The organism is Bacillus cereus group sp. BfR-BA-01349, from assembly GCF_022663795.1.
Classification (GTDB): Bacteria; Bacillota; Bacilli; order Bacillales; family Bacillaceae_G; genus Bacillus_A; species Bacillus_A cereus.
Genome location: NZ_JAKUGE010000016.1, coordinates 56,727 through 79,540, shown reverse-complemented (window position 1 = coordinate 79,540; position 22,814 = coordinate 56,727). Strand labels below are relative to the sequence as shown.

Below are 22,814 nucleotides of genomic sequence, written 5' to 3'. Positions count from 1 at the left end.
GAAAGAAGGAATTTGTAATGGAAACAATTGTTCAAAAATTTGGTGGCACTTCTGTCGGAAGCGTCGAACGCATTCAACATGTAGCAAATTTAATTATTGAAGAATATGAACGAGGTCATAGCATTGTCTCTGTCGTTTCAGCAATGGGAAAAAGCACAGATGAACTTGTCGCACTCGCTAACGCTATCACAGAAAATCCAAGTAAACGTGAAATGGATATGCTTCTATCTACAGGAGAACAAGTAACTATTTCATTATTAACAATGGCACTGCAAGCAAAAGGCTATCATGCAATTTCATTAACAGGGTGGCAAGCAGGTATTACGACAGAATCTGTACATAGTAGTGCACGGATTACTGACATTCATACAGATCGTATTCAATCTTATCTTGCTGAAGGCACGATTGTTATCGTAGCTGGTTTCCAAGGTATAAGTGTAGAAAATGAAATTACCACGCTTGGCCGTGGTGGTTCTGATACAACTGCTGTCGCACTAGCCGCTGCACTTAAAGCAAAAAAATGTGATATTTATACGGATGTGACAGGTGTATATACGACGGACCCACGAGTTGTAAAAGATGCTTACAAATTAGACGAAATTTCTTATGACGAAATGTTAGAGCTTGCTAATCTCGGTGCCGGCGTATTACACCCGCGCGCTGTTGAGTTTGCTAAAAATCATAACGTAGTTTTAGAAGTTCGCTCAAGTATGGAACAAGAAAACGGAACAATTGTAAAAGGAGAATGTAACATGGAACAACAATCAATCGTTAAAGGTATTGCATTTGAGGATAACATTACACGTGTCACAATTAAAGGATTAGAACAAGGCTCGCTTTCAACAGTTTTCTCTACATTAGCAGCAGCACACATTAATGTAGATATCATCATTCAAAGTATTACAAATGAAGGAACTGTACACCTCTCCTTCTCCATTCATTCGAATGATTTAAGAGAAACTTTAGAAGTTTTGGAACAAAATCAAGAAACTCTTCACTATGAATCTGTAGAACATGAAAATCACTTAGCAAAAGTATCAATCGTAGGATCTGGCATGGTATCTAACCCAGGTGTCGCTGCAAATATGTTCACTACTTTAAAAGAAGAAGATATTCATATTAAAATGGTAAGTACATCAGAAATTAAAGTGTCTGTCGTTATTGACCGCCTTCATTTAGTAACAGGCGTTGAGGCGCTGCATCAATCATTTATGGCGAAAATTGAGCCTTTCGTGCAAATGAGCTAATCTGATATATTTAGTAATGCTAAAAAAATCATATTAATGTATTACCTTCCTATTAAATAAAAAGCTGTTCGTTAACACGATGCTATATGACATATTAAAAAACACCTTGTCACATTTTCCTATACTGTGACAAGGTGTTTTTGACTGAAAGGAATTTGTAACTACTTAGTAGTATAATTACGGGGATAATTAAATAATAGACTTTTATACATAAGGAGATAAGACTATGGCAAAAAACAAATTACTACGAATGGACAATGTCAGCATCGTTGTAGAATCCCTTGATAACGCAATCTCTTTCTTTGAGGAGATTGGCTTGAATCTCGAAGGTCGAGCCAATGTCGAAGGTGAATGGGCTGGTCGCGTAACTGGACTCGGTTCTCAGTGCGTAGAGATCGCTATGATGGCCACTCCAGATGGCCACAGCCGAATTGAACTTTCGCGATTTCTCACCCCTCCTACTATAGCAGATCACCGAACAGCTCCTGTAAACGCCCTCGGTTATCTACGCGTCATGTTCACCGTTGAAGACATTGACGAAATGGTATCGAGACTCACTAAGCATGGTGCAGAGCTCGTTGGCGAAGTAGTTCAGTACGAGAACTCGTATCGTCTCTGCTACATTCGTGGAGTCGAAGGAATTTTAATCGGTTTAGCGGAAGAACTCGGTAATAAATAAGTAATGTTTTATAAAAAAAGAGGGAATAGCTCTATATTTAAGCTATTCCCTCACTTCTATTAAAACAGATGAATGTTTTCTTTTTTACAAGCTGCACGTAAATCGTCAGGCCATACAGAAGATTGAACTTCACCAATATGAGCTTTACGTAAGAAGTACATGCACATTCTTGATTGTCCAATGCCACCGCCGATTGTTAATGGTAGTACGTCTTCTAGTATACCTTTATGGAAATCATACTCACGTTTGAAGTCTTCACCAGTTTTCGTTAACTGCTCATCAAGTGATTTACTATCAACACGAATTCCCATTGATGATAATTCAAATGAAGATTGTAGTACTGGGTGCCAGAATAAAATGTCACCGTTTAATTTCCAATCGTCATAATCAGCTGCGCGTCCGTCGTGCTTTTCACCTGAACGAAGTGCATCACCAATTCCGATAATGAAGACTGCACCATGTTCTTTCGCAATTGCATGTTCACGATCTTTCGGTGTTAATTCTGGATATTTATCTTCTAATTCTTGAGAAGTAACGAAAACAATTTCTTCCGGTAAATACTTTCCAAGGAACGGATATTTTTCAAATAAGTGATCTTCTAAATCTTTGAATATTCCATAAATTGTTTGTACTGTTTTTTGTAAGTAATCGACAGTACGCCATTCTTTTTGAACGATTTTTTCCCAATCCCATTGGTCAACGTAAATGGAATGCGTTGCATCAAGTTCTTCATCACGACGAATCGCGTTCATGTTTGTATATAAACCTTCACCAGCTTCATATCCATATTCATGTAATGCAAATCGTTTCCATTTCGCTAGTGAATGAACAATTTCTAATTCTTCTCCTGAATGTAACATATCAAATTCAATTGGACGTTCTACACCGTTTAGGTGATCGTTTAATCCTGATTTTTTCGTTACGAATAATGGTGCAGATACGCGGAATAGTTCAAGGCGTTTTGCTAATTGGTCCTCGAAAAATGTTTTAACTTCCTTAATTGCAATTTGAGTCTCTCTTACTGTCATTAATGATTGATACATGGTGGTTTCCTCCTAAAATGTTTGGATGTTGTGAAAAGAAGCCAACAAAAAAAGCCCTTCTTTCCCAAAAAACTGGGACGAAAGGCTTTGGTTCCGCGGTACCACCCAAATTAGCAACAGAGGTTGCTCACTTATACAATACGGAGATGAAATATCTCGATACTGTTCTTCTTGTAACGGCGAAGTTCCCGGCTAAGTCTACTTTCCTATAAAGGATTTCGGTTAGCAACTCCAGGAGGTTCTTCATAATAGGCTTCGTATCAGGCTCACACCACCCCTGACTCGCTTAAACTACGTCCTACTACTACTCGTCCTTTCATAGTCGTTTTGTTGTCACATCTCTGAAACATTTTATTAATGATTATTCTATACAAAAAATAAAGAAAGTCAACAAAAAGTTTTAAAATATTTTTCAATTCTTTATTTTACGGCTTTATTGATTGTTGTTAATTTAACATCTTTACTTTTTCTGCCTCGTCAATCCAAAAAATGTTTCACTGACCGAAACTAACGTATACACAATAATTAATGTGATCGTTCGGAATATAGAATCCGCAGTATTTCTTATTATTTTCATTTTCTTTATAATTCCTTTCAGTTTACTTCCAATTTCATGATATACTATAGCATTCAAGCAGTTTATTTTTACTTAAAGCAATCATAGTCATTTATAAAGAGTATTTTCTAAATCATTGACTATTATCAAATAAGATTTTTATATAACGGAGTGATCATATGAGTAAAACGAAAGCAAAACCGAAAAAAGGTGTAGGACAAGGTACAGGAAGTAAAGGATGGAACCGTTGGCAATCAAGTGCAAAGAAAAAGGCAGCTGCCAAACCATACAAAAGTAAAGGTACAAAGAAGTAATTTAAATAACATTTGATTTCTTTACTTTGTACAAAACAAAATATAATTATTACAACAAAAAAGCTATGCCCTCATAAATTTGAAGGCATAGCTTTTTTATATTAAATCATTAAAATATCTCGAATTTCTTCCTCTGTGATTGAGGACAATTTCCCTTCTCCCGGCTCAATCACTTCAGCAATTAAATTTTTCTTACTTTCTTGCAGTTCATGCATTTTCTCCTCAATTGTTCCGTGGGCTACTAGCTTTATAACTTGCACTGTATTTTTTTGTCCCATTCGATACGCTCTATCGGCCGCTTGTTGTTCAACAGCTGGATTCCACCATAAATCGTATAATATTACTGTATCTGCACCAGTTAAATTAAGTCCGGTACCACCAGCTTTTAAAGAAATGAGAAATAGATCTCCTTCTCCTTCGTTAAACCGATCGCACAGCTCTACACGTTCCTGCGCTGGTGTACTCCCGTCTAAATAAAAGTATGGAATTGCTTGTCGATTTAACTCACGACCAATAATGGAAAGCATCTTCGTAAATTGAGAAAAAATTAATATTCTCTTCCCTGTACTTCTACATTCCTCTAAAATCTCTAACAGTTGTTCAAATTTAGCTGAACTTCCTTTGTAATCATCAACAAATAAAGCAGGATGACAACAAATTTGTCGCAATCTCGTTAAACCAGCTAAAATTCTAATTTTATTTTTACGTAACGTATCTTTGTCTAAATGCTTTAACGTTTCTTCCCTTAGCTTCGCTAAATAAGCAGCATAGAGACTCTTTTGATCGGGTAATAACTCCGATGATTGTAAGTGCTCTATTTTCTCTGGCAACTCATTTAATACGTCCCCTTTTAATCGTCTTAATACGAATGGTTTCACTCGCTTCGCTATATCTTCACGCCTTAAATCACCGAACTCTTTTCTTCCTGGTAATAATTCTGGGAAGACGACATGGAAGATAGACCATAGCTCTTCTAATGAATTTTCTACAGGTGTACCCGTTAGCCCAAAACGGTATTCAGCTTGAATTGTTTTCACAGCTCTTGCCGTTTGCGTTGTAGGGTTTTTAAACGCCTGCGCTTCATCAAGGAATAGTGTATGAAATGGTCTTGCATACAATCTTATATCTCTTCTCAGTAATGGATATGACGTAATTACGACATCAAATTCCGTTATATCTTTCAAAATTTTCCGGCGCTCTGCTTGGTTTCCATCTGCAATAACTGCTCTAATATGCGGGGCGAATTTTTTCAATTCACTAAACCAATTATAAACAAGAGATGATGGTGAAACGACTAATATAGGTAGTTTCTTTTCTCGAATCTCAGGCAAAACAGAATCTATAAAAGCAATGCTTTGCAACGTTTTTCCAAGTCCCATATCATCTGCTAAAATACCGCCAAAACGGTAATGAGCAAGTGTTTTCATCCATTCGAACCCATATACTTGATACTTTCTCATTTCTGCATTTAAAGTATTTGGCACAGCAAACTTTAATTTTTTCGGGTTTTGAATGTTTTCTACTAACTCTTGAACAGAATCATCTAAACTTAAAACATTGCCTTCATGAAGTCCGTTCATCCATTTTACACTCCGAATAAGTGGAACATTTACCTCTTCTCCATGTAAAAATTCTTTCCGAATACCTGATTCTTTTATAAACTGATTAATTTCATTAAACTCTTTACTCTCTAGCGATAAAAACGAACCATTCGCCAATCGATAATATTTACGTTTCTCTTCAAGGGCCGCTAATACACCTTTAATTTCTGCTTCTGGTATTCCTTTTATATCAAAACGAAATGACAACCAATCAATTCTTTCTTTTCTTCTCACTCTAATAAGAGGAACTGCATCCCCTTTACTAATTCGCAATTTGATTGCTGTCGTCGCATAAATATCAACTAAACCTTTTAATGTTGGCACGACGTGATATAAAAAATTATACTCAGCTTCTTCATTATGCATAAAGTAACCGCCTTCTGTTTTTGCAAAAGCACTTTCACTCATAATGTCTAAAATCTCTTTTTCCTTTTTCTCATCACGATTAAAAACAGACGGCTGTCCATCCTCTTCTAGCGGATTAATCATGACGTTCCCATAGTGAAATTCAAGACCTGCTAATAAGCGATTTTTCACGCGGTCTAAATACAATTTCGCTTTTAGCGAAGGTGTTTCAACACGATCCGATATTACTTCATCAATGTGTACAGTTCCGAGCTTCATTAATCCTGGTACAACTTTCGCGACGAAATGTTTCATCTTACTTTCTGGAATATAAAACTGATTACTATTTGAGCGACTCATCATCTTTTGTAATTCAATAAGTCGCATACAATCTTCAATGTGTAAGTGATATAATTTCCCATCGTAAAGTGCATTGTTATACATATCCATAACTTGTACACGATTTAAACCATCTATATGAAGTGTAAATCCGCCATTATTTCCCTTCGTAAATTCAAAGTGTAACGGCAACAACCCTTTTGAAACTTGTAATCTCTGAAACAGTTGTTCATTTTGTTTCAGCTGTACATATTCAACTTTAGAAAGCGAAAAGAGCATATCTTTCCATGAAGCTGGTGGTATAAATATCATACTTTCATCTTGTTTCGCATGTACTTCTAGCGTATCTTCATACATTTTTTCGTTATGATACATTTTAATGAGCTGCTGAATAATTGCATCCGTTTCTTGTTTAAAACTATGTACATCTGGTGTATATGTAAATTCATTTGAACAATGAAAAGACTCTCTTTTCTCCACCTTAGAAAGAAATTCTCTAATATGATTTATGACATACACTTTGGCAAGTTTCAATTGAATTCCAAGAAGAGCCCCACCACTTCTCGTAGCAACTGGTGTACATATAAACTCAATATCTAATATTTCACGTGTATCAAAACGGTGTTGTTTACTTTTTGGTCTCAGTGGTTTATCTGCAAACAGCTGAAACATACCACTTGTCAATTGATCATTTCTGCTACTAGTGGAGCTCATTCCACCTGTTTGTTGATTATAGTTTATTTGTATTAATACTGCTGCAACATGTTGACAGTACGTTTGAAAAGACGCTAATGAAGGACAACTACATTTTGCAACAACATCACCCTTTTTGGCTTTTGCTACTGTAACATGGAAATCCTCGTTCCCTTTTACTGTCGCCTCACAAATTTCTTTATTTTCATCGTACTGATCTATTATCACTTTATTTGATTTATAATAGGCTTCACCTCTTTTATATGAGGTCTCTCCGCACACTTCTTTAATAATCGATTTATTCAATGTGAAACTCATTGCTTTGACACTTCCTTAATATAAAACCATTTTCTCTTACTTAACATTTTACATGCTCCACGAGAAAATATAAAATGTTGATTTAACAAAAGAAGATGCTTATTTATAAGCATCTTCTTCACTCTATCTCCATCAACCTCTTCGCCTCAAAATACAACACTTGAATAAACTTTTTCGTATTAATTCGCGTATGACCAGAAGATGCGAGTTCATCTTTCGTCATTTCTGTCATCCGTTTTCTAACTACGGTAAAATCGAAAAATTTTGGAGCATAGCTTTCAAATTTTGGATTTGAAAAGTCTGTTAATCCTAAAGAAGCCAAATGATTTAACGACTGATAAATAGCTCGACGTACTCTTTGTTCAGAAGCTTTTTTCTCTTTATCAATATCCGCCTCTAAAGCTAAATCCCCTAATTTTCTTATCGTAATATGATGGAAAATTTCTTTTAACGCAGGAAAGCCAAACTCAAATGTCTGTGCCTTTTCTTGACCATATAAATATTCCAGCATACTAAGTAAATCTTTACTTCCATTCTCTCCCGCAATACCGAGTTCTGATAGTAAAAAGCGCCCTAAATCCCCTATCTTTTTTCCTTCTTGCACTGGTTCAGTACGCAATTGCGGTTTTTCCCACTGAAACACGTTATTCAATGATTTTTGAATATCGTGTATAGAACGCTCCAATCTAATACGCTCCATCACTTTGCGTACAACAGATACAACTTCGATTTTATTTAATGGTTTTGTAATATAATATTCTACACCAAGTGTATATGCCTCACCTATAAGCTGCTTCGATTCCACTTGAGAAATCATAATGATTTTCCCCGTGAAAGTTGACGCAATGTGACGAACTGTTTCAATTCCGTCCCTCATCGGCATCAACAAATCAATAAATAAAATATCTACTTTTTTAAAATTTAGTTGATCCGCCTCAATAAAAGCTCCGTCATCCGCCTCACCAATTACTTCTCCAAGATCTCCATCTTCAATAATTTGCGAAAGCATCGAACGGAAAACTTCATCATCGTCTACGATATAATAAAACAAATCTATTCCCCTTCCCGCTTTAAACTACCCTCTGGTAAACAAACGATAAACTTACATCCTCTTTTATTTTCTCGGCCTTCTAATCTCACTTCTCCGCCTAGCTCTGTTACCATTTCATTTATGTAAGAAAGCCCAATACCAGTTGACGGTGTTCCCGTTTGATCATACTTGGAAGTAAACCCTGGCTTAAATACTAATTTCTTATACTTTTGTGCAATACCAGGTCCATCGTCAATTACTTCAAAAAATATATGTTGATCTCTTTTATATAGCTTAATAATAACGACACCTTTATCTTCAATTGCTTCAACTGCATTTGCAGCGAGGTTATTAAAAATTGATAGAACTGTATACACGTGGTATGCAGCATGCTCACCTTCTATATGTTTAGAAAAACGTATATCCTTTTCTAGCATTTCAGCATACTTCTCGTTTATTCTAACAATCATTTCTGCTAACTCATGCCCTTCTACATATTCAGCCACATTTTTATCTAATAACAGTTTAGATAATCCTGCAAATATCCTTTGATTATCCTTTTTTATTTCATGCACTTCCCCCGCTATTTTCAATGCTGTTTTACTACTTGAATCAGCGCTTACTTGTAAATTTCGATATAGTTGATATGCTTCTTGTGTAATTAACTCCGCATTTTGTAACGTCTTTTTCAAATGAACAGATTCCACATATAAATTAGAAAGATGCATTAACATATTTTCATTTTCTTTTCGAACTTGCGATTCTTTTAATTTCGTTTCATATAAATTCATCATATTTAAAAAACCAAGTGCAAAGAAACTACGAAAAATAGCAATAATGATGAGTTTATTTACTTCAGAAATCGTTATTGTTGTACCTAGTACTAACATATGATAAAACGCAAGTTCTGACATACTTGCAACAATTTCAATTGAAATTCCAAGGCATCCAATAATGATTGGTTTCTGATGGAACTTATTTACCCTGCAAAGCGAAAAAAAACTGCCATAAATAAAATAATAGAAGAACACAGGATAACGCAAATAAAATGATTCTGTCATATGAAATGAACCTTGCATGATCCAGTCAAGACATACTCGGAATAAGACTACAGATATACCAACAAGAATACCTGCAACTCCTGCTGGTACTCTTCTTAAAAATAATAATAAAAAGAAGAATAGCGGTGTACCGAAGCTAACTCGAAACGTATCATTAAAGGGATGAAAGTTCAGCTCCCCAGCAATCGGAACAACGACCATTAATATAATTAAAAGGGACATATCTTTCTTCCATAATTGATTCCAATTCAAAGGTGACACTTCCTATACTTTTTTTCAGTAGTAAAAGCGAAAGCCCGCTTATTGTTATAAACGGGCTTTTTTTCTATATTCTAACCTTTTCTACCGCTTTTATTTGGCGATACTCTGGCTTCCACATTGCTTCTTTCACTGCCATCTTGATATCGTTATCACTTAAGTTCACTCTTGCAACACCTTCTGCAACTGCAACTTTAGCTACTTCAATTGCAACCATTTCTGAGATATTACGTAATTCTTCGACCTCTGGTAAAATAGGTGCTCCTGGCTGACTTGTATCTACCATACTTGCAACTGCTTCAGCAGCTGCTGCGAACATTCCATCCGTCATGACACTTGCTCGTACTACAATTGTTCCAAGACCAAGACCTGGGAAAATAAGTGCATTATTTGATTGTCCAATCACATACGTTACACCGTTATATGTAACTGGTTCAAATGGACTTCCTGTTGCAACTAACGCTCTTCCTTCTGTCCACTCGATTAAATCTGCTGGTTTTGCTTCAGCAAGTGGCGTCGGATTCGACATTGGTAAAATAATTGGTCTTTCTACGTGAGAAGCCATTTCTTTAATAATCTCTTCTTTAAATGCACCTGCAACAGTAGATGTACCAATTAAAATTGTCGGTTTTACATGTTTCACAACTTCAGCAAGTCCGATCACATCATTTTGCTTCCACTCACTTACTTCTGCTTCTTTTCTTGCGTACGGAATTTGGAAATCAAGAAGATCTTCCATATTATCTGTAACTAACCCGTTACGATCAATACACCAGAAACGCTTATATGATTCTTCTTCAGATACGCCTACGCGGACCATCGCATCTCTAACTTGATCTGCGATACCGATTCCAGCCGTACCAGCACCAAATACAACAACGCGGTGTTCACTTAGCGGTACACCAGAAGCTTTCACTGCCGATAATACTGCCGCAAGTGAAACTGCACCTGTACCTTGAATATCATCATTAAACGTACAAACATCATGACGATATTTATCTAAAATTTTTCGTGCATTACGAGAGCTAAAGTCTTCCCAATGTAAAAGTGCTTTCGGGAATTGTTTGTTTACCGCTTGTACAAACGTATCAATAAATTCATCGTAAGCTTCACCTGTTATACGAGGGTGACGATTTCCAATATAAAATGGATTGTTTAATAGCTCCTCACGGTTTGTACCTACATCTAAAATTACCGGTAATACACGACTAGGATCGATTCCAACTGCAGCAGTGTAAACAGCTAATTTTCCGATTGCGATGTTAATACCACCAACGCCCCAGTCACCAATTCCTAATATGCCTTCTCCATCTGTTACAACGACTAAATCAATGTTCTCAGCTGTTGCACCGATATTCGTGAATGCTTCTTCGATACCTGATGGATCGTTAATTGATAAATAAACACCACGTGGTTTACGATATTCATGACTATATCTTTGAATTGCTACACCGACAGTTGGTGTATATACAATCGGTAACATTTCACGTAAATGATCTGTTAATATACGATAAAATAATACTTCATTTCGATCATGTAACGCAGTTAAGTATACATTCTTTAATAAATCATCCGGTTGAGAACTAAATTGTTCGTATGCTCGGCGTGCCTGTTCTTCTAACGTTAAAACCGCTGGCGGTAATAACCCTTTTAAACCTAACTCTTCTCTTTCATTTTGTGTGAAAGCTACCCCTTTATTTAAAAGTGGTGTTGATAATACTTCTGCTCCTCTTAATGTTGTTTCTAATGCACCATTAGAAGCTACTGTAAACTTGCTCATAACATCCCTACCTCTATTCATATATAGCATTTCTATATTGTAAACAAAAAAGAGGGGATTGTCCCCCTCTTCTTTTAATTTTTCTTTAAAAGAGTTGCTCCTGCAATCCCTGGGTGTGTCATTTCGAATGGATCTAGAATTAACTCTAAGTCTTCTTGTGACAATACACCATTTTTCACACAAAGTTCTCGAACGGATTGGCCTGTTGCAATTGCTTCTTTCGCAACGCGAGCTGCTGCTTCATAACCGATATGAGGGTTCACGGCTGTAATAATTCCTACACTTTTCTCAACATACTCTTTTAAGCGATCTTCATTCGCTTCAATTCCTTTTAAGCAATTATCTGTAAAGGCACGGAAACCGTTATTCATAATGCTAATCGATTGAAGTAAGTTGAAAACAAGTACTGGTTCCATAACGTTTAATTCTAACTGTCCTGCTTCTGAAGCAAGGCAAATTGTATGGTCATTACCAATGACTTGGAACGCAATTTGATTAATTACCTCTGGCATAACAGGGTTTACTTTCCCTGGCATAATAGATGAACCTGGTTGACGAGCAGGCAGCATAATTTCCGCTAAGCCAACCCGTGGACCTGATGCCATTAAGCGAAGGTCATTCGCGATTTTAGACATATTCATCATACATACTTTAAGTGCTGCAGATACTTCAGTATAAGCATCTGTATTTTGCGTCGCATCTACTAAATCTTCTGCACCGACAAGTGGCAGTTCACTAATTGCAACTAAATGTTTTACAACTGCTTCAATATATTCTGGATCTGCATTTAAGCCTGTACCAACTGCAGTTGCTCCCATGTTCACTTCATATAAGTGTTGACGTGATTGCTGAATGCGTTTCATATCACGTTCAAGTACACGAGAGTACGCTTTAAATTCTTGTCCAAGGCGAATTGGCACAGCGTCTTGTAAATGTGTACGTCCCATTTTAATCACATGATCGAACTGTTCTGCTTTTAATTCAAATACATCATGCATATAACCCATCGTTTGTAATAAGCCTTCTAATGCATTTAACGTTGCGATATGAATCGCCGTTGGGAATGCATCATTTGTTGATTGGGCCATATTTACATGACTATTTGGACTAATATAATGATAGTCTCCCTTTTCCATTCCTAATAATTCAAGAGCACGATTGGCAATGACTTCATTTGCATTCATGTTCATTGAAGTACCCGCTCCGCCTTGGATTGGATCTACGATGAAATGATCATGCCATTTTCCATCAAGAATTTCTTGAGCAGCTTCTGCGATCGCACCGCCCTTGTTTAATTCCAATCTTCCTACATCTGTATTCGCAAGCGCTGCAGCTTTTTTTACAACTGCGAACGCTTTAATTAAACCTTCATGGATTTTGTATCCTGTAATTGGGAAGTTTTCAACTGCACGCATTGTTTGTACGCCGTAGTATGCATAGTTTGGTACTTCTTTTTCACCTAAAAAATCTTTTTCAATTCGAACACCATTTTTAACTTCAGTTAATGTTGCCATGATTATTCACTCCTTAACGATTTCTTATACTGCTTTTGTTTCTTTGACTGTTTCTACATATTGTTTTGCTTTCTCATTATCGAATTCGCCTTCCCACTTCGACATAACAATGGCCGCTAATGCATTTCCTAATACATTGACAGATGAGCGAATCATATCTAAAATGCGGTCAATTCCCGCAATTAATGCGATACCTTCTAGTGGTAACCCCATTGAACCTAACGTTGCTAATACAACAACGAACGATGCACCTGGAACTCCCGCCATACCTTTGGATGTTAACATGAGAACGAATAATAACGTTATTTGCTCCGTTAGTGACATGTGCACACCGTACATTTGTGCAACAAATAATGCCGCTAACGCTTGATAAATAGCCGATCCAGTCAAGTTAAATGTATAACCTGTCGGAATTACGAAAGAGGCAACTGCCTTTGGACAACCGAACTCTTCCATTTTTCTCATTATATTAGGTAAAACAGCTTCTGAACTTGCTGTCGTAAATGAAAGAATCAATTCTTCTTTTAAAATTTTTATTAATGTAAAAATGTTTACTCCAACCATTCGTGCATTAATACCTAATACAATCACAACGAATAGTATAACAGTTACGTATACAGCTAGCACTAGTTTTCCTAGCGGAAGTAATGTTGCTACACCAAATTTTGCAACCGTAACGGCAATTAATGCGAATACACCAAATGGTGCAAATTTCATAACTTGATTTGTAACCCAAAACATAGCTTCGAGTACGCCTTCAAAAAAGTTAAAGACAGGCTTTCCTTTTTCCCCAATTGCCGCAACTCCTAAGCCGAATAATACTGAGAAGAATATAATCGGTAATAGGTCACCTTGTGCAATCGATTCAAATACGTTTTTCGGTACAATGTGAACAATTGTCTCAGCAAAACCTTTCTTCTCTGTTGCATCTGCAGTTTGTTTATAAGAAGAAATATCACTTTGCTGTAAATTACTCATATCAACACCAGTACCTGGTTGGAATATATTCGCTGCAAGTAATCCCATTAAAATAGCAATCGTCGTAATAATTTCGAAATAAAGAATTGTCTTACCACCCAGTTTCCCAAGCTTCTTCATATCTCCTACACCAGCTACTGCAACAATTAATGCTGAAATAACAATTGGTACTACAATCATCTTAATTAAGTGAATAAATATATCCCCAATTGGTGTGATATAAGAAATCGCCGTTTTATTGCCATAAAAGACTGCCCCTACTACAATCCCTAAAACAAGCGCGACAAAAATTTGTGTTGCCAATCCGAATTTTTTCATTTATGTTCATCCCCTTCATGCGAACGCTTTCAATTTGAATTTATAAAAGCTACTCACACATCTTATAAGCGAACCTACAAAATCATACAAAAACCTACAAGTTCGTCACAAAAAATTCAAATATTTTTCTTCTTTTTTTCATTGACACCATTTTGTTAAAAAACGATAAAATAAACTTGATAAGTAATCAGATTGTTTCGTATAATCAAAAAAATATATACTTAAAACAAATCAAAATGAAAAGGAGTGGATGTTATGAAAAACTATACAAAGCAATTCGTCCTATCTTCTTCTTTTCTTTTTCATTTTCTTAAAAGGGAACAAAGACATTCGCCTTTGTTCCTTTTTTATTGCGATCTATATAGGGGGAATTGTTATGAGACCATATAAACGTGTCTTAATTAAATTAAGCGGCGGTGCACTTGCCGATCAAACTGGAAATAGCTTTAACTCCAAACGATTAGAACATATCGCAAACGAAATTTTATCCATTGTTGATTTAGGTATCGAAGTATCCATCGTCATCGGTGGCGATAACATTTTTAGGGGGTATCTAGCTGAAGAATGGGGAATCGATCGCGTAGAAGCTGATAATATCGGTACGTTAGGTACAATCATTAACAGCTTAATGCTTCGCGGTGTTTTAACAAGTAAAACAAATAGAGAAGTACGCGTTATGACTTCCATTCCATTTAATGCAGTAGCTGAACCATACATTCGCTTGCGTGCAGTCCACCATTTAGATAACGGCTATATCGTTATCTTTGGAGGCGGAAACGGGCAACCGTTCGTGACGACAGATTATCCAAGCGTACAAAGAGCTATTGAAATGAATAGCGATGCCATATTAGTCGCAAAACAGGGTGTCGATGGCGTTTTTACAAGTGATCCGAAGCATAACAAATCAGCAAAAATGTACAGCAAACTAAACTATAATGATGTCGTTAGACAAAATATACAAGTCATGGATCAAGCGGCATTACTGCTTGCCCGGGACTACAATTTACCAACGCATGTCTTTAACTTTGATGAGCCTGGAGTCATGAAAAAAATATGTTTAGGTGAACATGTGGGGACGTTGATTAATGATGATGTTACGATGCTGGTGCATGAAAAATAATGATTTCCCACCAAAAAGGGTGCCTTTTGTAGGCACCCTTTCCTAATCCATCATCACAAATAGAACTCAACCAATCCCGCCACTTTCTCCTTACAACGCTCCCAAAAAGATAACTTCTCAAAAAACTCTTTCGTCATTTCTTTCGAATCATGAAAATCCTCTGTTAACGCCTTATTAACTTGTCCTACAATAGGACCGCCATAAATATAAAAATTCATTTCATCATTTATATTGAAGCTACGCGAAGTAAAGTTTGTTGTACCAATAACAGTTAATTCATTATCAATAAGCATTAATTTGCCATGGAACATTCCTTTTTTATACCCATATACAGTAATCCCATTATTAACAGCTTGACGTATGTATGGATACGCCGCTTCTTTTATAAGAGGTAGATCTGGTTTATATGACCAAAGTATTTTTACTGTAACACCACGCTTTTGTGCTGCAATTAAAGCATTCATGGATTCTTTATTTTTTGCTATAAAATACGGCGTTGCAATTACAATGGAGTGCTGAGCTTGTTTTATGAGCTCTATATATTTTTCAGCAACGTAATGCCCATTGTAACTAGTCATAGTATGTAATGTATTCCCTTTACTAGCTTTATTCGTACTCCTCTTTATCTCTTCTTTCGTATCTCGTTTCCAATCTAAAGCAAACTGCTCTTCTAAATCTTTTGCTCCTTCTCCTTTAAGCCGTACATGATAATCACGCCAATATCCAAATCGCTTATCTTTCCCTAAGTACTCATCTCCTATATTAAATCCGCCTGTATAGCCAATATCCCCATCAATCGTCGTAATACGGCGATGATTACGATGGTGAAGTGAATAAAATCCGAATGGCAATGCAGGTTTTCTACTATATGTAAAATGCACACCACTTTCCCGCAATTCATTTATCATCTTTCTTTCAAATGATAAATCATTAATGCGATCAACTGATAAATAGACGTTTACTCCTTCTTTTGCTTTCTCTTTTAATAAGTTAAAAAAAGTATGACTACTTTTATCATCCGACAAAATGAAGAAATAAGTATAGATGGAGCTTTTGGCTTCTCTTATATCAGTAAATAATTGTTTATAAAAAGACTTCCCTTCTACATATAATTGAAAGTCACTATAATGAGGCGCATACTCTGTCGGCATGTTTTTTCCAGCTTCCATTTTCCTACCTAAGGTAACATCGATATGCATACAAATTACAATAAAAACGAAAATAGCAATAATAATAGAAGTAACTCTTAATATTTTTTTAATCATTTTGGTTTCCTTCCAATCATATTCCTTACTATTTCGTAGTGTTTCATTTAAATATGTTTTCATACGAAATGTATTTCTTATTTTTATTGATACTAAACAGTTAAAGGAGATACGAATATGAGAAAAGGAAAAACTCCTATTGTTTTTATCCCAGGTCTTTTCGGTTCAATGAGCAATATTATTATTCCCGGCACTGGTAATTGGAGTTTTGGACTTTCTGCATTTGTTTACGAACCATTCATCATGATGCTAGAAAGTATGGGGTACGAACGAAATAAAGACTTGTTCATCTGTTTTTATGACTGGCGGCAGCGTATTGTTTTTTCTACACAAAAATATTTATTACAAACGATTGCTTATGCTAAAAAGATTACAGGTTGCGATAAACTAAATTTAATTTGTCATAGTATGGGCGGCCTTCTTGGACGTTCTTACGTTCAAAGTGACGAATATAAAAATGATGTGAATCAACTTATAATACTCTGCACACCAAACGCTGGATCTCCACCAAATTATAGTTATTGGACTGGAGGCAGTCTCCCTATCCATGCCTCTTCTAAAATAAATATCGTTCATTTTTATATGGAACAATATATTTGTTACTTAAGCATCTTACATAAAATGAATAAAGTTGAGGCGATACACATTTACTTTCCAGGATTACAAGATGTTATTCCTTGTAAAGATTACGGAAATTATTTATTTATAAAATCCAACTCTTCTATTACATTTCTTCCTTATAGTAAGATGGAAACGAAAAACCCTTTCCTCGATACATTAAATAAAAATAGATTTATTATACAAAAAAGAAATATTGAAACGACACTCATTGCCGGAGATGGAGAGGAAACAACTCAATATTTACAAGCCGTCCCTTCACATTCCAAACTGAAATGGACAGACGGCAAAGTCGTCAGTGATTTACTTACAAAACATGGTGACGGTAACGCTGTTCTACATAGCGTTTTTCTTCTAAAGGGACATAAATATGTTTTGCATGCTTCACATAACGAAGTGCTCTACAAAAGATACTCTAAATTTCAAACAAAAAAGGTATGGCATTAAGCCACACCTTTTCACATTAAACAAAATTTCTCGCATCATTATTTCTTCCAAACTTATAAATAGCAATTAAGAAGAATGCAATTGCGAAAGCTAATAAAATTAAAATGTTTAAATACAACTCCGAGAATGGTATTCCCTGCTGTAGTTTTGATATCGTATCTAACAACCAGCGCTGCGGAAGAAAATTAGCTACTTTTTGTACTGCACTTGGCATAATGTCATATGGGAAATAACATCCAGCAAGTAAGCATGTTGGTACAATGATCATATTTTGCATCGCATTTGCCGATGCTGAGTTTTTCGAAAAAGCTACAAGGACTAATGATATTCCAATTGCGATTAATGCAAATAGCATTAGTACGCCCATCATCACTATGAAAGGCATATTGATATTCGTATGAAAAACATTCGTTAGGAATAGGATTGTAATCAAAATTTGTACTGTTAGTATTATCATATTTACTCCGACATTAGATAATATAAACTTCTTCCCATCTATCGGCGTTGATAATAGTCTAAAGTACGTTCTATTCTCTTTTTCTTTTAAAATATAACCTGATAAGTTCGCTGCTGAAAACAGCATAAACATAATAAGGTAACCCATCGTTTGATTTGTCATATCTTTATTTTTCGAAGTATCTTCTAGCGTCTCAGTTTTCATTTTAAATGAACCTTTTTGATACCCTGCGTACATATTATCAAACGCACTTTGATCTGTTCCTGCCACTTTACTAATAGCTGCTATATTATCAATATAATTATATAAATATGATTTTATAAATCCTGTTACTTGATCACCTTTAATCGATGAAATTTCAATATGCTCTGGTTTCCCTTCTCGAACACTTTTTGAAAAACCAGAATCTAATGTAATAACTCCATCAAGTTTTTTGGAAGTGAGTTTATCTTCTATTTGAGACTCCTTAACCTTACTCACATTCACATGATTTAATCCTTCTAAAAACTTTATCGTATCATTTGCTATCGGCTCATTTTCTTTATTTACAATCCCGATATTTAACGTTCCTTGCCCTGCATTTCCGTATATCGAGAAGGAAATGAGCGTCCCTATTATCGGCAAACTAATAATAATGAATAACCCTTTTTTATTTTTCAAAAGTACAGATAACGTTTTTTGTATGAGCCATAAAATATCCTTCATACTATAGCCCCTCCCGTCTACGTAATGCAATAATTGCAATTAATAAAAAGAGTGCTGATATTCCAAGGTTTAAAGAAATGACTGGTAGTGCTGCCCCTACATCATTTGCATAAATAATTTTCATAACAGCTGTATTTGCCCAAGTTAATGGCGATAAATTCGTAACGAAATTTTCTTCTACTACGAAATATGCACCTCCAAAAATAGAAGCTAATTGCACAACAACCATAATAATTGCCCTAGACGCTTCAGCTGTTTTCGTGATATATCCGATTCCTAAACCGAAGCTAATTGCTAGAAAGACTTGTGTTAATAAAATAAGAAATATGATTCCAAGATGGTCGCCCCAATTCGCTTGAAAAACAAATTTACTAAATAACATGACGAGTAATATGCACAGGGCATTTGCTACTAGGCTACCAAGTACTTTTCCAATGAATATTTCAGCTTTACTTATAGGTGCAGCAATGAGACGATCTCCTGTTTTACGTATTCGTTCTCCTCGAATTAAAGAACTCGCTCCCATCGCAGCATATAGTGCAATCATCGTTGTCATTACAACCGCATAGTAATCCATAGAACCTGGTTTTTTCGCAGCTTGTAAGGATGTTTCTTTTATATAATCATTATGATTTCCGTTTGAAATAACTGTGCTCACCTTAGTAGGATCTACTTTTGCAACTTCGACCGCTACATTGTACTTATCAACAAATGTTGTAAGCATTCCTTCCACAATACTCCCCTCAATACTACTTTTGTCACTTCCGTAAAATTTTGCACCATCTTTATTTAACTCTACATAAGCAGCATATTTATTTTTCTTCACTTCTTCTTTCCCATCTATACTGCCGGAAGCTTTTTTAAAATGAATACCCGATTTATCCACTTCTTTCGTAAATGCTGCAAATGATTGAGAAAACGTGCTACTCGCTTCATCTTTATATAGCACTTGTATATCTTTAATCGAATGACTATCACTATTAAATGCGTTGGTTAACGCTGTTCCTAACACAAGCATAAGTACAATCGGAAATGCTAACATAAAAACTAAAGTTCTTACGTCTCTGAAATCTCTTTTAATATGCATAATTGCAATATTGAAGATGTTCAATTGATGAACCTCCCTTTACCTTTTCTTCATTTACCTTTTATTTATCTCGTAAGTTTCTTCCGGTTAACGTAAGAAATACTGTTTCTAAGTTTGGAGCCTGCTCCTCTAATGAACGAATTTCAATGTCATGATTAATGAAATGCTGAATAATTTGATTTAAATTATTTAATCCTGCATCCGAGTTTACCTTGATTACGTTCTCTTCAATTTGAACAGCTTTCACACCGTTTATCTCTTTTAACTTTTCTACATCTAAATTTTCTACTGACTTCACTTCAATCCAAATATCTTTCGTATCTGTAATAATCGCTTTTAACTGTTCTTTCGTACCTTCTGCAATCACTTTACCGTGGTCGACAATTGCGATTTTCGTACAAATCTCTTCTACTTCTTCCATGTAGTGGCTCGTGTAAATAATCGTACTTCCCATTTCATTTAATTTACGTACTGACTGCAAAATGTAGTTTCTTGACTGTGGATCAATTCCAACTGTCGGCTCATCCATAATAATTAACTTCGGTCTATGAGCAATTGCACAAGCGATATTCAGTCTTCGTTTCATCCCGCCAGAAAAGTTTTTCGGATAACTTTTATGTTTATCGCTAAGTCCTACAAATTGAAGAGCTTCCTCTACCCTAGCTTTTAATTCGGCTCCTCGTAATCCGTACAACCCAGCAAAGAATTTCACATTTTCATAGGCAGTTAACTCTTCATAAATCGCAATATCTTGCGGAACAATACCAATATTCATCTTTGCAAATCGATTATGTTTCTTTATATTTTTTCCTAGTATGCTAATTTCACCTTCATTACTTCTTAACAAGCCAGCAATCATATTTATCGTTGTACTCTTACCAGCACCATTTGATCCTAAAAAGCCAAATATTTCTCCTTCTTTAATAGATAAAGACATATTATCAACTGCGATGAAATCACCAAATTTTTTCGTTAAATTTTTAATTTCTAATGTATTCATCATTTTCACCCCTATTTCGGTTTCTCTGCTTTTAGTATAAACAAAAAGAATGAACCTGCTCAGTGCAGAAGTTCATTCTTTTCACATGAGAATATTCACTTTTTTCATATGAGATGGTTCATCTTCGTCCCATTCTCTTATATCGGCAACAACATCGTCACTGAAAAGCCACTTGTTCCATCTACAATAATTTTTCCGTTTACTGAAGCTGTTCGCTCCTCCATCCCCATAATACCGAGACCTTTTTTAACAAGAGCTGCCCCTTTTCCGTTATCCTTCACTTGCACCTTAACCATCTTGTTAAGCACATGAATATCTATAGAAATAACTGTAGCATCAGCATATTTCATTGCATTTGTTAGTGCTTCTGTAACATTCTCACCGATAATTTTCCACTGAATGGGAGAAATCATATCTAAGTTCCCTTTATATACAAAAGGAATATTCACATCATTCTTACCGGCAAATTCCTCTATGAATAATTTCATACGATGAATACCAATTTGCTCAGTTGGTGACTTCATATTTTTTAATGTAATGCGAATACTTTCAATTCCATCTTTTGAAATGTGAATTGCATTTTGTAATAACTCCGCAGATTTTTCTTTATCTATTTCCATTAACCTTTTTGCTGCTTCCATTTGAATAAGCGCACCCGTCATCGAGTGACCAATTTTATCATGAATTTCTTGCGATAACCGATTTCTCTCTTCTAGCTTAAATGTGTATTCAGATTGTCTTATGTACTCTTTATTTTCATGTAAGCTTTTCGTAAGTCGTTGCATATCTTTTCGCATCTTATCATTTTGCGATTCAAGCTTTACTACACGCGATATATATCGATCTGCAATAGTTAAAACGAGAAAAGAAAATGCAACAATTAATCCATAAGTCATTCGAATACTTTCATCTGCAATCGTAATTGGGAGCATCATAACAACAAAGCGTGGCCAATTCTTTTCTATGTAATAGAATGTAATTTCGTATAAGTTCAAAGGTAAAAACAAAATAAAAAATGGATGAACCCTCCATGTAAATAACATAACTACGCCAATGGATATACAGATTAATATTTTTTTATACGTATCTTTTTTAAATATAGAAATCATTACGTTTACAGAAAGGTAAATAAGTAAAGTAAATATAACCCACGGTAAATTTGCTACATTTGCGTAAATATAACTGAACACAATATATAAAAAGACAATTAATTTACTTACAGTTAACCAAAATTCCATATCATTAATCTACTTTCCCTGTTAAGTAATAAATCGCAATTTGTGTGCGATGTTCAAGTCCAGTTTTCCCTAAAACTGACGTAATATAATTTGCAATTGTTCCCTCAGATATAAAAAGCTGTTTCGAAATTTCTTTATTTGAGAAACCTTTTGCAATTAATGCGATAATACTAAGCTCCCTTTCTGTGAAAAGGCTCTTATCAATTTTACATTCTTCCTCTTTACTTTCCATTAAATTAGACTTAATTTTATCGAGGACAACATCTTGCATAACAGTTTGACCGTTATATACTCCTTTTATCGCATCACGAATACGCTCCGGATCGTTATTTTTTAATAAATAACCTTTCGCTCCGTTTTTTACTGCATCCAAAATATACTCATCATCATCAAACGTCGTTAAAATAAGCGGTTTTGTTTTCGTCTCTTCACAAATGAACTTCGTCGCCTCTACACCGTTCATATTTGGCATACGAACATCTAAAAGAGCAATATCAACTTCATGCTTTTTACAATACGCTACAGCATCTTCCCCATCATTTACAGTATCTACTACTTCAAACTCTTCGTATGTATTTAAAATAATTTTCATGCCCTCTCTAATAAAAGAGTTATCATCTGCTATTAATATTTTAATTTTCATGTTTGTTAGTATGAACCTTTCCCTACTAACATTCACATCCTTTCTCCGTATAACATTTCCTACTTGCTCATTATATACTTCTCTTTACCATTTTTTCACACCTTTTTTCATCTAGCTCTCCCGCAAAAAATATATTATTCTTTTTTACAAAATGTGTAGG

General features: G+C 35.3%; 18 protein-coding genes and 1 other annotated feature. Of the genes, 5 read left to right on the top strand and 13 right to left on the bottom strand.

Annotation, left to right across the window (positions count from 1 at the left end; all coding sequences use genetic code 11):
• Positions 1-17: 17 nt before the first annotated feature.
• Both MR169_RS11340 and MR169_RS11335 read left to right on the top strand, forming a co-directional pair.
• Positions 18-1,247, top strand: a complete 1,230-nt coding sequence (locus MR169_RS11340) for an aspartate kinase (protein WP_000448031.1) — start codon at positions 18-20, stop codon at positions 1,245-1,247.
• Positions 1,248-1,473: 226 nt separating this feature from the next.
• Positions 1,474-1,926, top strand: coding sequence for a VOC family protein (locus MR169_RS11335; RefSeq protein WP_001107256.1), 453 nt, complete (start codon positions 1,474-1,476; stop codon positions 1,924-1,926).
• A 59-nt stretch (positions 1,927-1,985) separates the two neighbouring features.
• Here the strand turns inward: MR169_RS11335 and asnA are convergent, their stop codons facing one another.
• Entirely contained in the window at positions 1,986-2,969 is a 984-nt protein-coding gene (gene asnA, locus MR169_RS11330) for an aspartate--ammonia ligase (RefSeq protein ID WP_000284914.1), read from the bottom strand.
• A 70-nt stretch (positions 2,970-3,039) separates the two neighbouring features.
• Positions 3,040-3,298: a binding site (T-box leader), on the bottom strand.
• Between the two features lie 406 nt (positions 3,299-3,704).
• On the opposite strand from asnA, the gene MR169_RS11325 reads away from it, so the two are divergent.
• Positions 3,705-3,839 carry a DUF3934 domain-containing protein gene (locus tag MR169_RS11325; RefSeq protein WP_000047588.1) on the top strand — a complete coding sequence of 45 codons (135 nt, stop codon included), beginning with the start codon at positions 3,705-3,707 and terminating at the stop codon, positions 3,837-3,839.
• A 101-nt stretch (positions 3,840-3,940) separates the two neighbouring features.
• Here MR169_RS11325 and MR169_RS11320 read toward each other — a convergent pair whose 3' ends face one another.
• The 6 genes from MR169_RS11320 to MR169_RS11295 form a co-directional block, all read right to left on the bottom strand.
• Entirely contained in the window at positions 3,941-7,135 is a 3,195-nt protein-coding gene (locus tag MR169_RS11320; protein ID WP_242319413.1) for an SNF2 helicase associated domain-containing protein, read from the bottom strand.
• A gap of 118 nt (positions 7,136-7,253) precedes the next feature.
• Positions 7,254-8,186: a response regulator gene (locus MR169_RS11315; RefSeq protein ID WP_000500302.1), complete on the bottom strand. Its 933-nt coding sequence runs from the start codon at positions 8,184-8,186 to the stop codon at positions 7,254-7,256.
• A 2-nt stretch (positions 8,187-8,188) separates the two neighbouring features.
• Positions 8,189-9,487, bottom strand: a complete 1,299-nt coding sequence (locus MR169_RS11310; protein ID WP_002195356.1) for a sensor histidine kinase — start codon at positions 9,485-9,487, stop codon at positions 8,189-8,191.
• Positions 9,488-9,551: 64 nt separating this feature from the next.
• Complete coding sequence (gene malS / locus MR169_RS11305; RefSeq protein WP_016117558.1) at positions 9,552-11,264, bottom strand: oxaloacetate-decarboxylating malate dehydrogenase; 1,713 nt, start codon at positions 11,262-11,264, stop codon at positions 9,552-9,554.
• Positions 11,265-11,338: 74 nt separating this feature from the next.
• A complete protein-coding gene (gene aspA, locus MR169_RS11300; RefSeq protein ID WP_242319412.1) occupies positions 11,339-12,778 on the bottom strand; it encodes an aspartate ammonia-lyase in 1,440 nt (479 codons plus the stop codon).
• Positions 12,779-12,802: 24 nt separating this feature from the next.
• Positions 12,803-14,074, bottom strand: a complete 1,272-nt coding sequence (locus MR169_RS11295) for a cation:dicarboxylate symporter family transporter (protein ID WP_242319411.1) — start codon at positions 14,072-14,074, stop codon at positions 12,803-12,805.
• Positions 14,075-14,450: 376 nt separating this feature from the next.
• On the opposite strand from MR169_RS11295, the gene pyrH reads away from it, so the two are divergent.
• The gene (pyrH, locus tag MR169_RS11290; RefSeq protein ID WP_242319410.1) at positions 14,451-15,194 is read left to right on the top strand and encodes a UMP kinase; all 744 of its coding nucleotides are present in this window, start codon (positions 14,451-14,453) and stop codon (positions 15,192-15,194) included.
• 53 nt (positions 15,195-15,247) lie between these two features.
• Here the strand turns inward: pyrH and cls are convergent, their stop codons facing one another.
• Complete coding sequence (gene cls, locus MR169_RS11285; protein WP_144574819.1) at positions 15,248-16,459, bottom strand: cardiolipin synthase; 1,212 nt, start codon at positions 16,457-16,459, stop codon at positions 15,248-15,250.
• A gap of 117 nt (positions 16,460-16,576) precedes the next feature.
• Here cls and MR169_RS11280 point away from each other — a divergent pair, with 117 nt between their 5' ends.
• Complete coding sequence (locus MR169_RS11280) at positions 16,577-17,524, top strand: esterase/lipase family protein (protein WP_242319409.1); 948 nt, start codon at positions 16,577-16,579, stop codon at positions 17,522-17,524.
• 16 nt (positions 17,525-17,540) lie between these two features.
• Here the strand turns inward: MR169_RS11280 and MR169_RS11275 are convergent, their stop codons facing one another.
• The 5 genes from MR169_RS11275 to MR169_RS11255 all read right to left on the bottom strand — a co-directional run bounded on the left by MR169_RS11275 (position 17,541) and on the right by MR169_RS11255 (position 22,654).
• Positions 17,541-18,686 carry an ABC transporter permease gene (locus MR169_RS11275; protein WP_242319408.1) on the bottom strand — a complete coding sequence of 382 codons (1,146 nt, stop codon included), beginning with the start codon at positions 18,684-18,686 and terminating at the stop codon, positions 17,541-17,543.
• Between the two features lies 1 nt (position 18,687).
• A complete protein-coding gene (locus MR169_RS11270; RefSeq protein ID WP_001020152.1) occupies positions 18,688-19,797 on the bottom strand; it encodes an ABC transporter permease in 1,110 nt (369 codons plus the stop codon).
• Between the two features lie 37 nt (positions 19,798-19,834).
• Positions 19,835-20,773, bottom strand: coding sequence for an ABC transporter ATP-binding protein (locus tag MR169_RS11265; protein ID WP_001093811.1), 939 nt, complete (start codon positions 20,771-20,773; stop codon positions 19,835-19,837).
• Between the two features lie 137 nt (positions 20,774-20,910).
• Positions 20,911-22,011, bottom strand: coding sequence for a sensor histidine kinase (locus tag MR169_RS11260; RefSeq protein WP_242319407.1), 1,101 nt, complete (start codon positions 22,009-22,011; stop codon positions 20,911-20,913).
• Between the two features lie 4 nt (positions 22,012-22,015).
• Entirely contained in the window at positions 22,016-22,654 is a 639-nt protein-coding gene (locus tag MR169_RS11255) for a response regulator transcription factor (RefSeq protein WP_050569649.1), read from the bottom strand.
• Positions 22,655-22,814 lie beyond the last annotated feature (160 nt).

Coding starts and splice junctions, on each gene's coding strand:
- asnA (WP_000284914.1), bottom strand. CDS start 2,969: ATGTATCAATCATTAATGACAGTAAGAGAGACTCAAATTGCAATTAAG.
- MR169_RS11320 (WP_242319413.1), bottom strand. CDS start 7,135: ATGAGTTTCACATTGAATAAATCGATTATTAAAGAAGTGTGCGGAGAG.
- MR169_RS11260 (WP_242319407.1), bottom strand. CDS start 22,011: ATGGAATTTTGGTTAACTGTAAGTAAATTAATTGTCTTTTTATATATT.
- malS (WP_016117558.1), bottom strand. CDS start 11,264: ATGAGCAAGTTTACAGTAGCTTCTAATGGTGCATTAGAAACAACATTA.
- MR169_RS11340 (WP_000448031.1), top strand. CDS start 18: ATGGAAACAATTGTTCAAAAATTTGGTGGCACTTCTGTCGGAAGCGTC.
- cls (WP_144574819.1), bottom strand. CDS start 16,459: ATGATTAAAAAAATATTAAGAGTTACTTCTATTATTATTGCTATTTTC.
- MR169_RS11280 (WP_242319409.1), top strand. CDS start 16,577: ATGAGAAAAGGAAAAACTCCTATTGTTTTTATCCCAGGTCTTTTCGGT.
- aspA (WP_242319412.1), bottom strand. CDS start 12,778: ATGGCAACATTAACTGAAGTTAAAAATGGTGTTCGAATTGAAAAAGAT.
- MR169_RS11265 (WP_001093811.1), bottom strand. CDS start 20,773: ATGAATACATTAGAAATTAAAAATTTAACGAAAAAATTTGGTGATTTC.
- MR169_RS11255 (WP_050569649.1), bottom strand. CDS start 22,654: ATGAAAATTAAAATATTAATAGCAGATGATAACTCTTTTATTAGAGAG.
- MR169_RS11325 (WP_000047588.1), top strand. CDS start 3,705: ATGAGTAAAACGAAAGCAAAACCGAAAAAAGGTGTAGGACAAGGTACA.
- MR169_RS11335 (WP_001107256.1), top strand. CDS start 1,474: ATGGCAAAAAACAAATTACTACGAATGGACAATGTCAGCATCGTTGTA.
- MR169_RS11295 (WP_242319411.1), bottom strand. CDS start 14,074: ATGAAAAAATTCGGATTGGCAACACAAATTTTTGTCGCGCTTGTTTTA.
- MR169_RS11275 (WP_242319408.1), bottom strand. CDS start 18,686: ATGAAGGATATTTTATGGCTCATACAAAAAACGTTATCTGTACTTTTG.
- pyrH (WP_242319410.1), top strand. CDS start 14,451: ATGAGACCATATAAACGTGTCTTAATTAAATTAAGCGGCGGTGCACTT.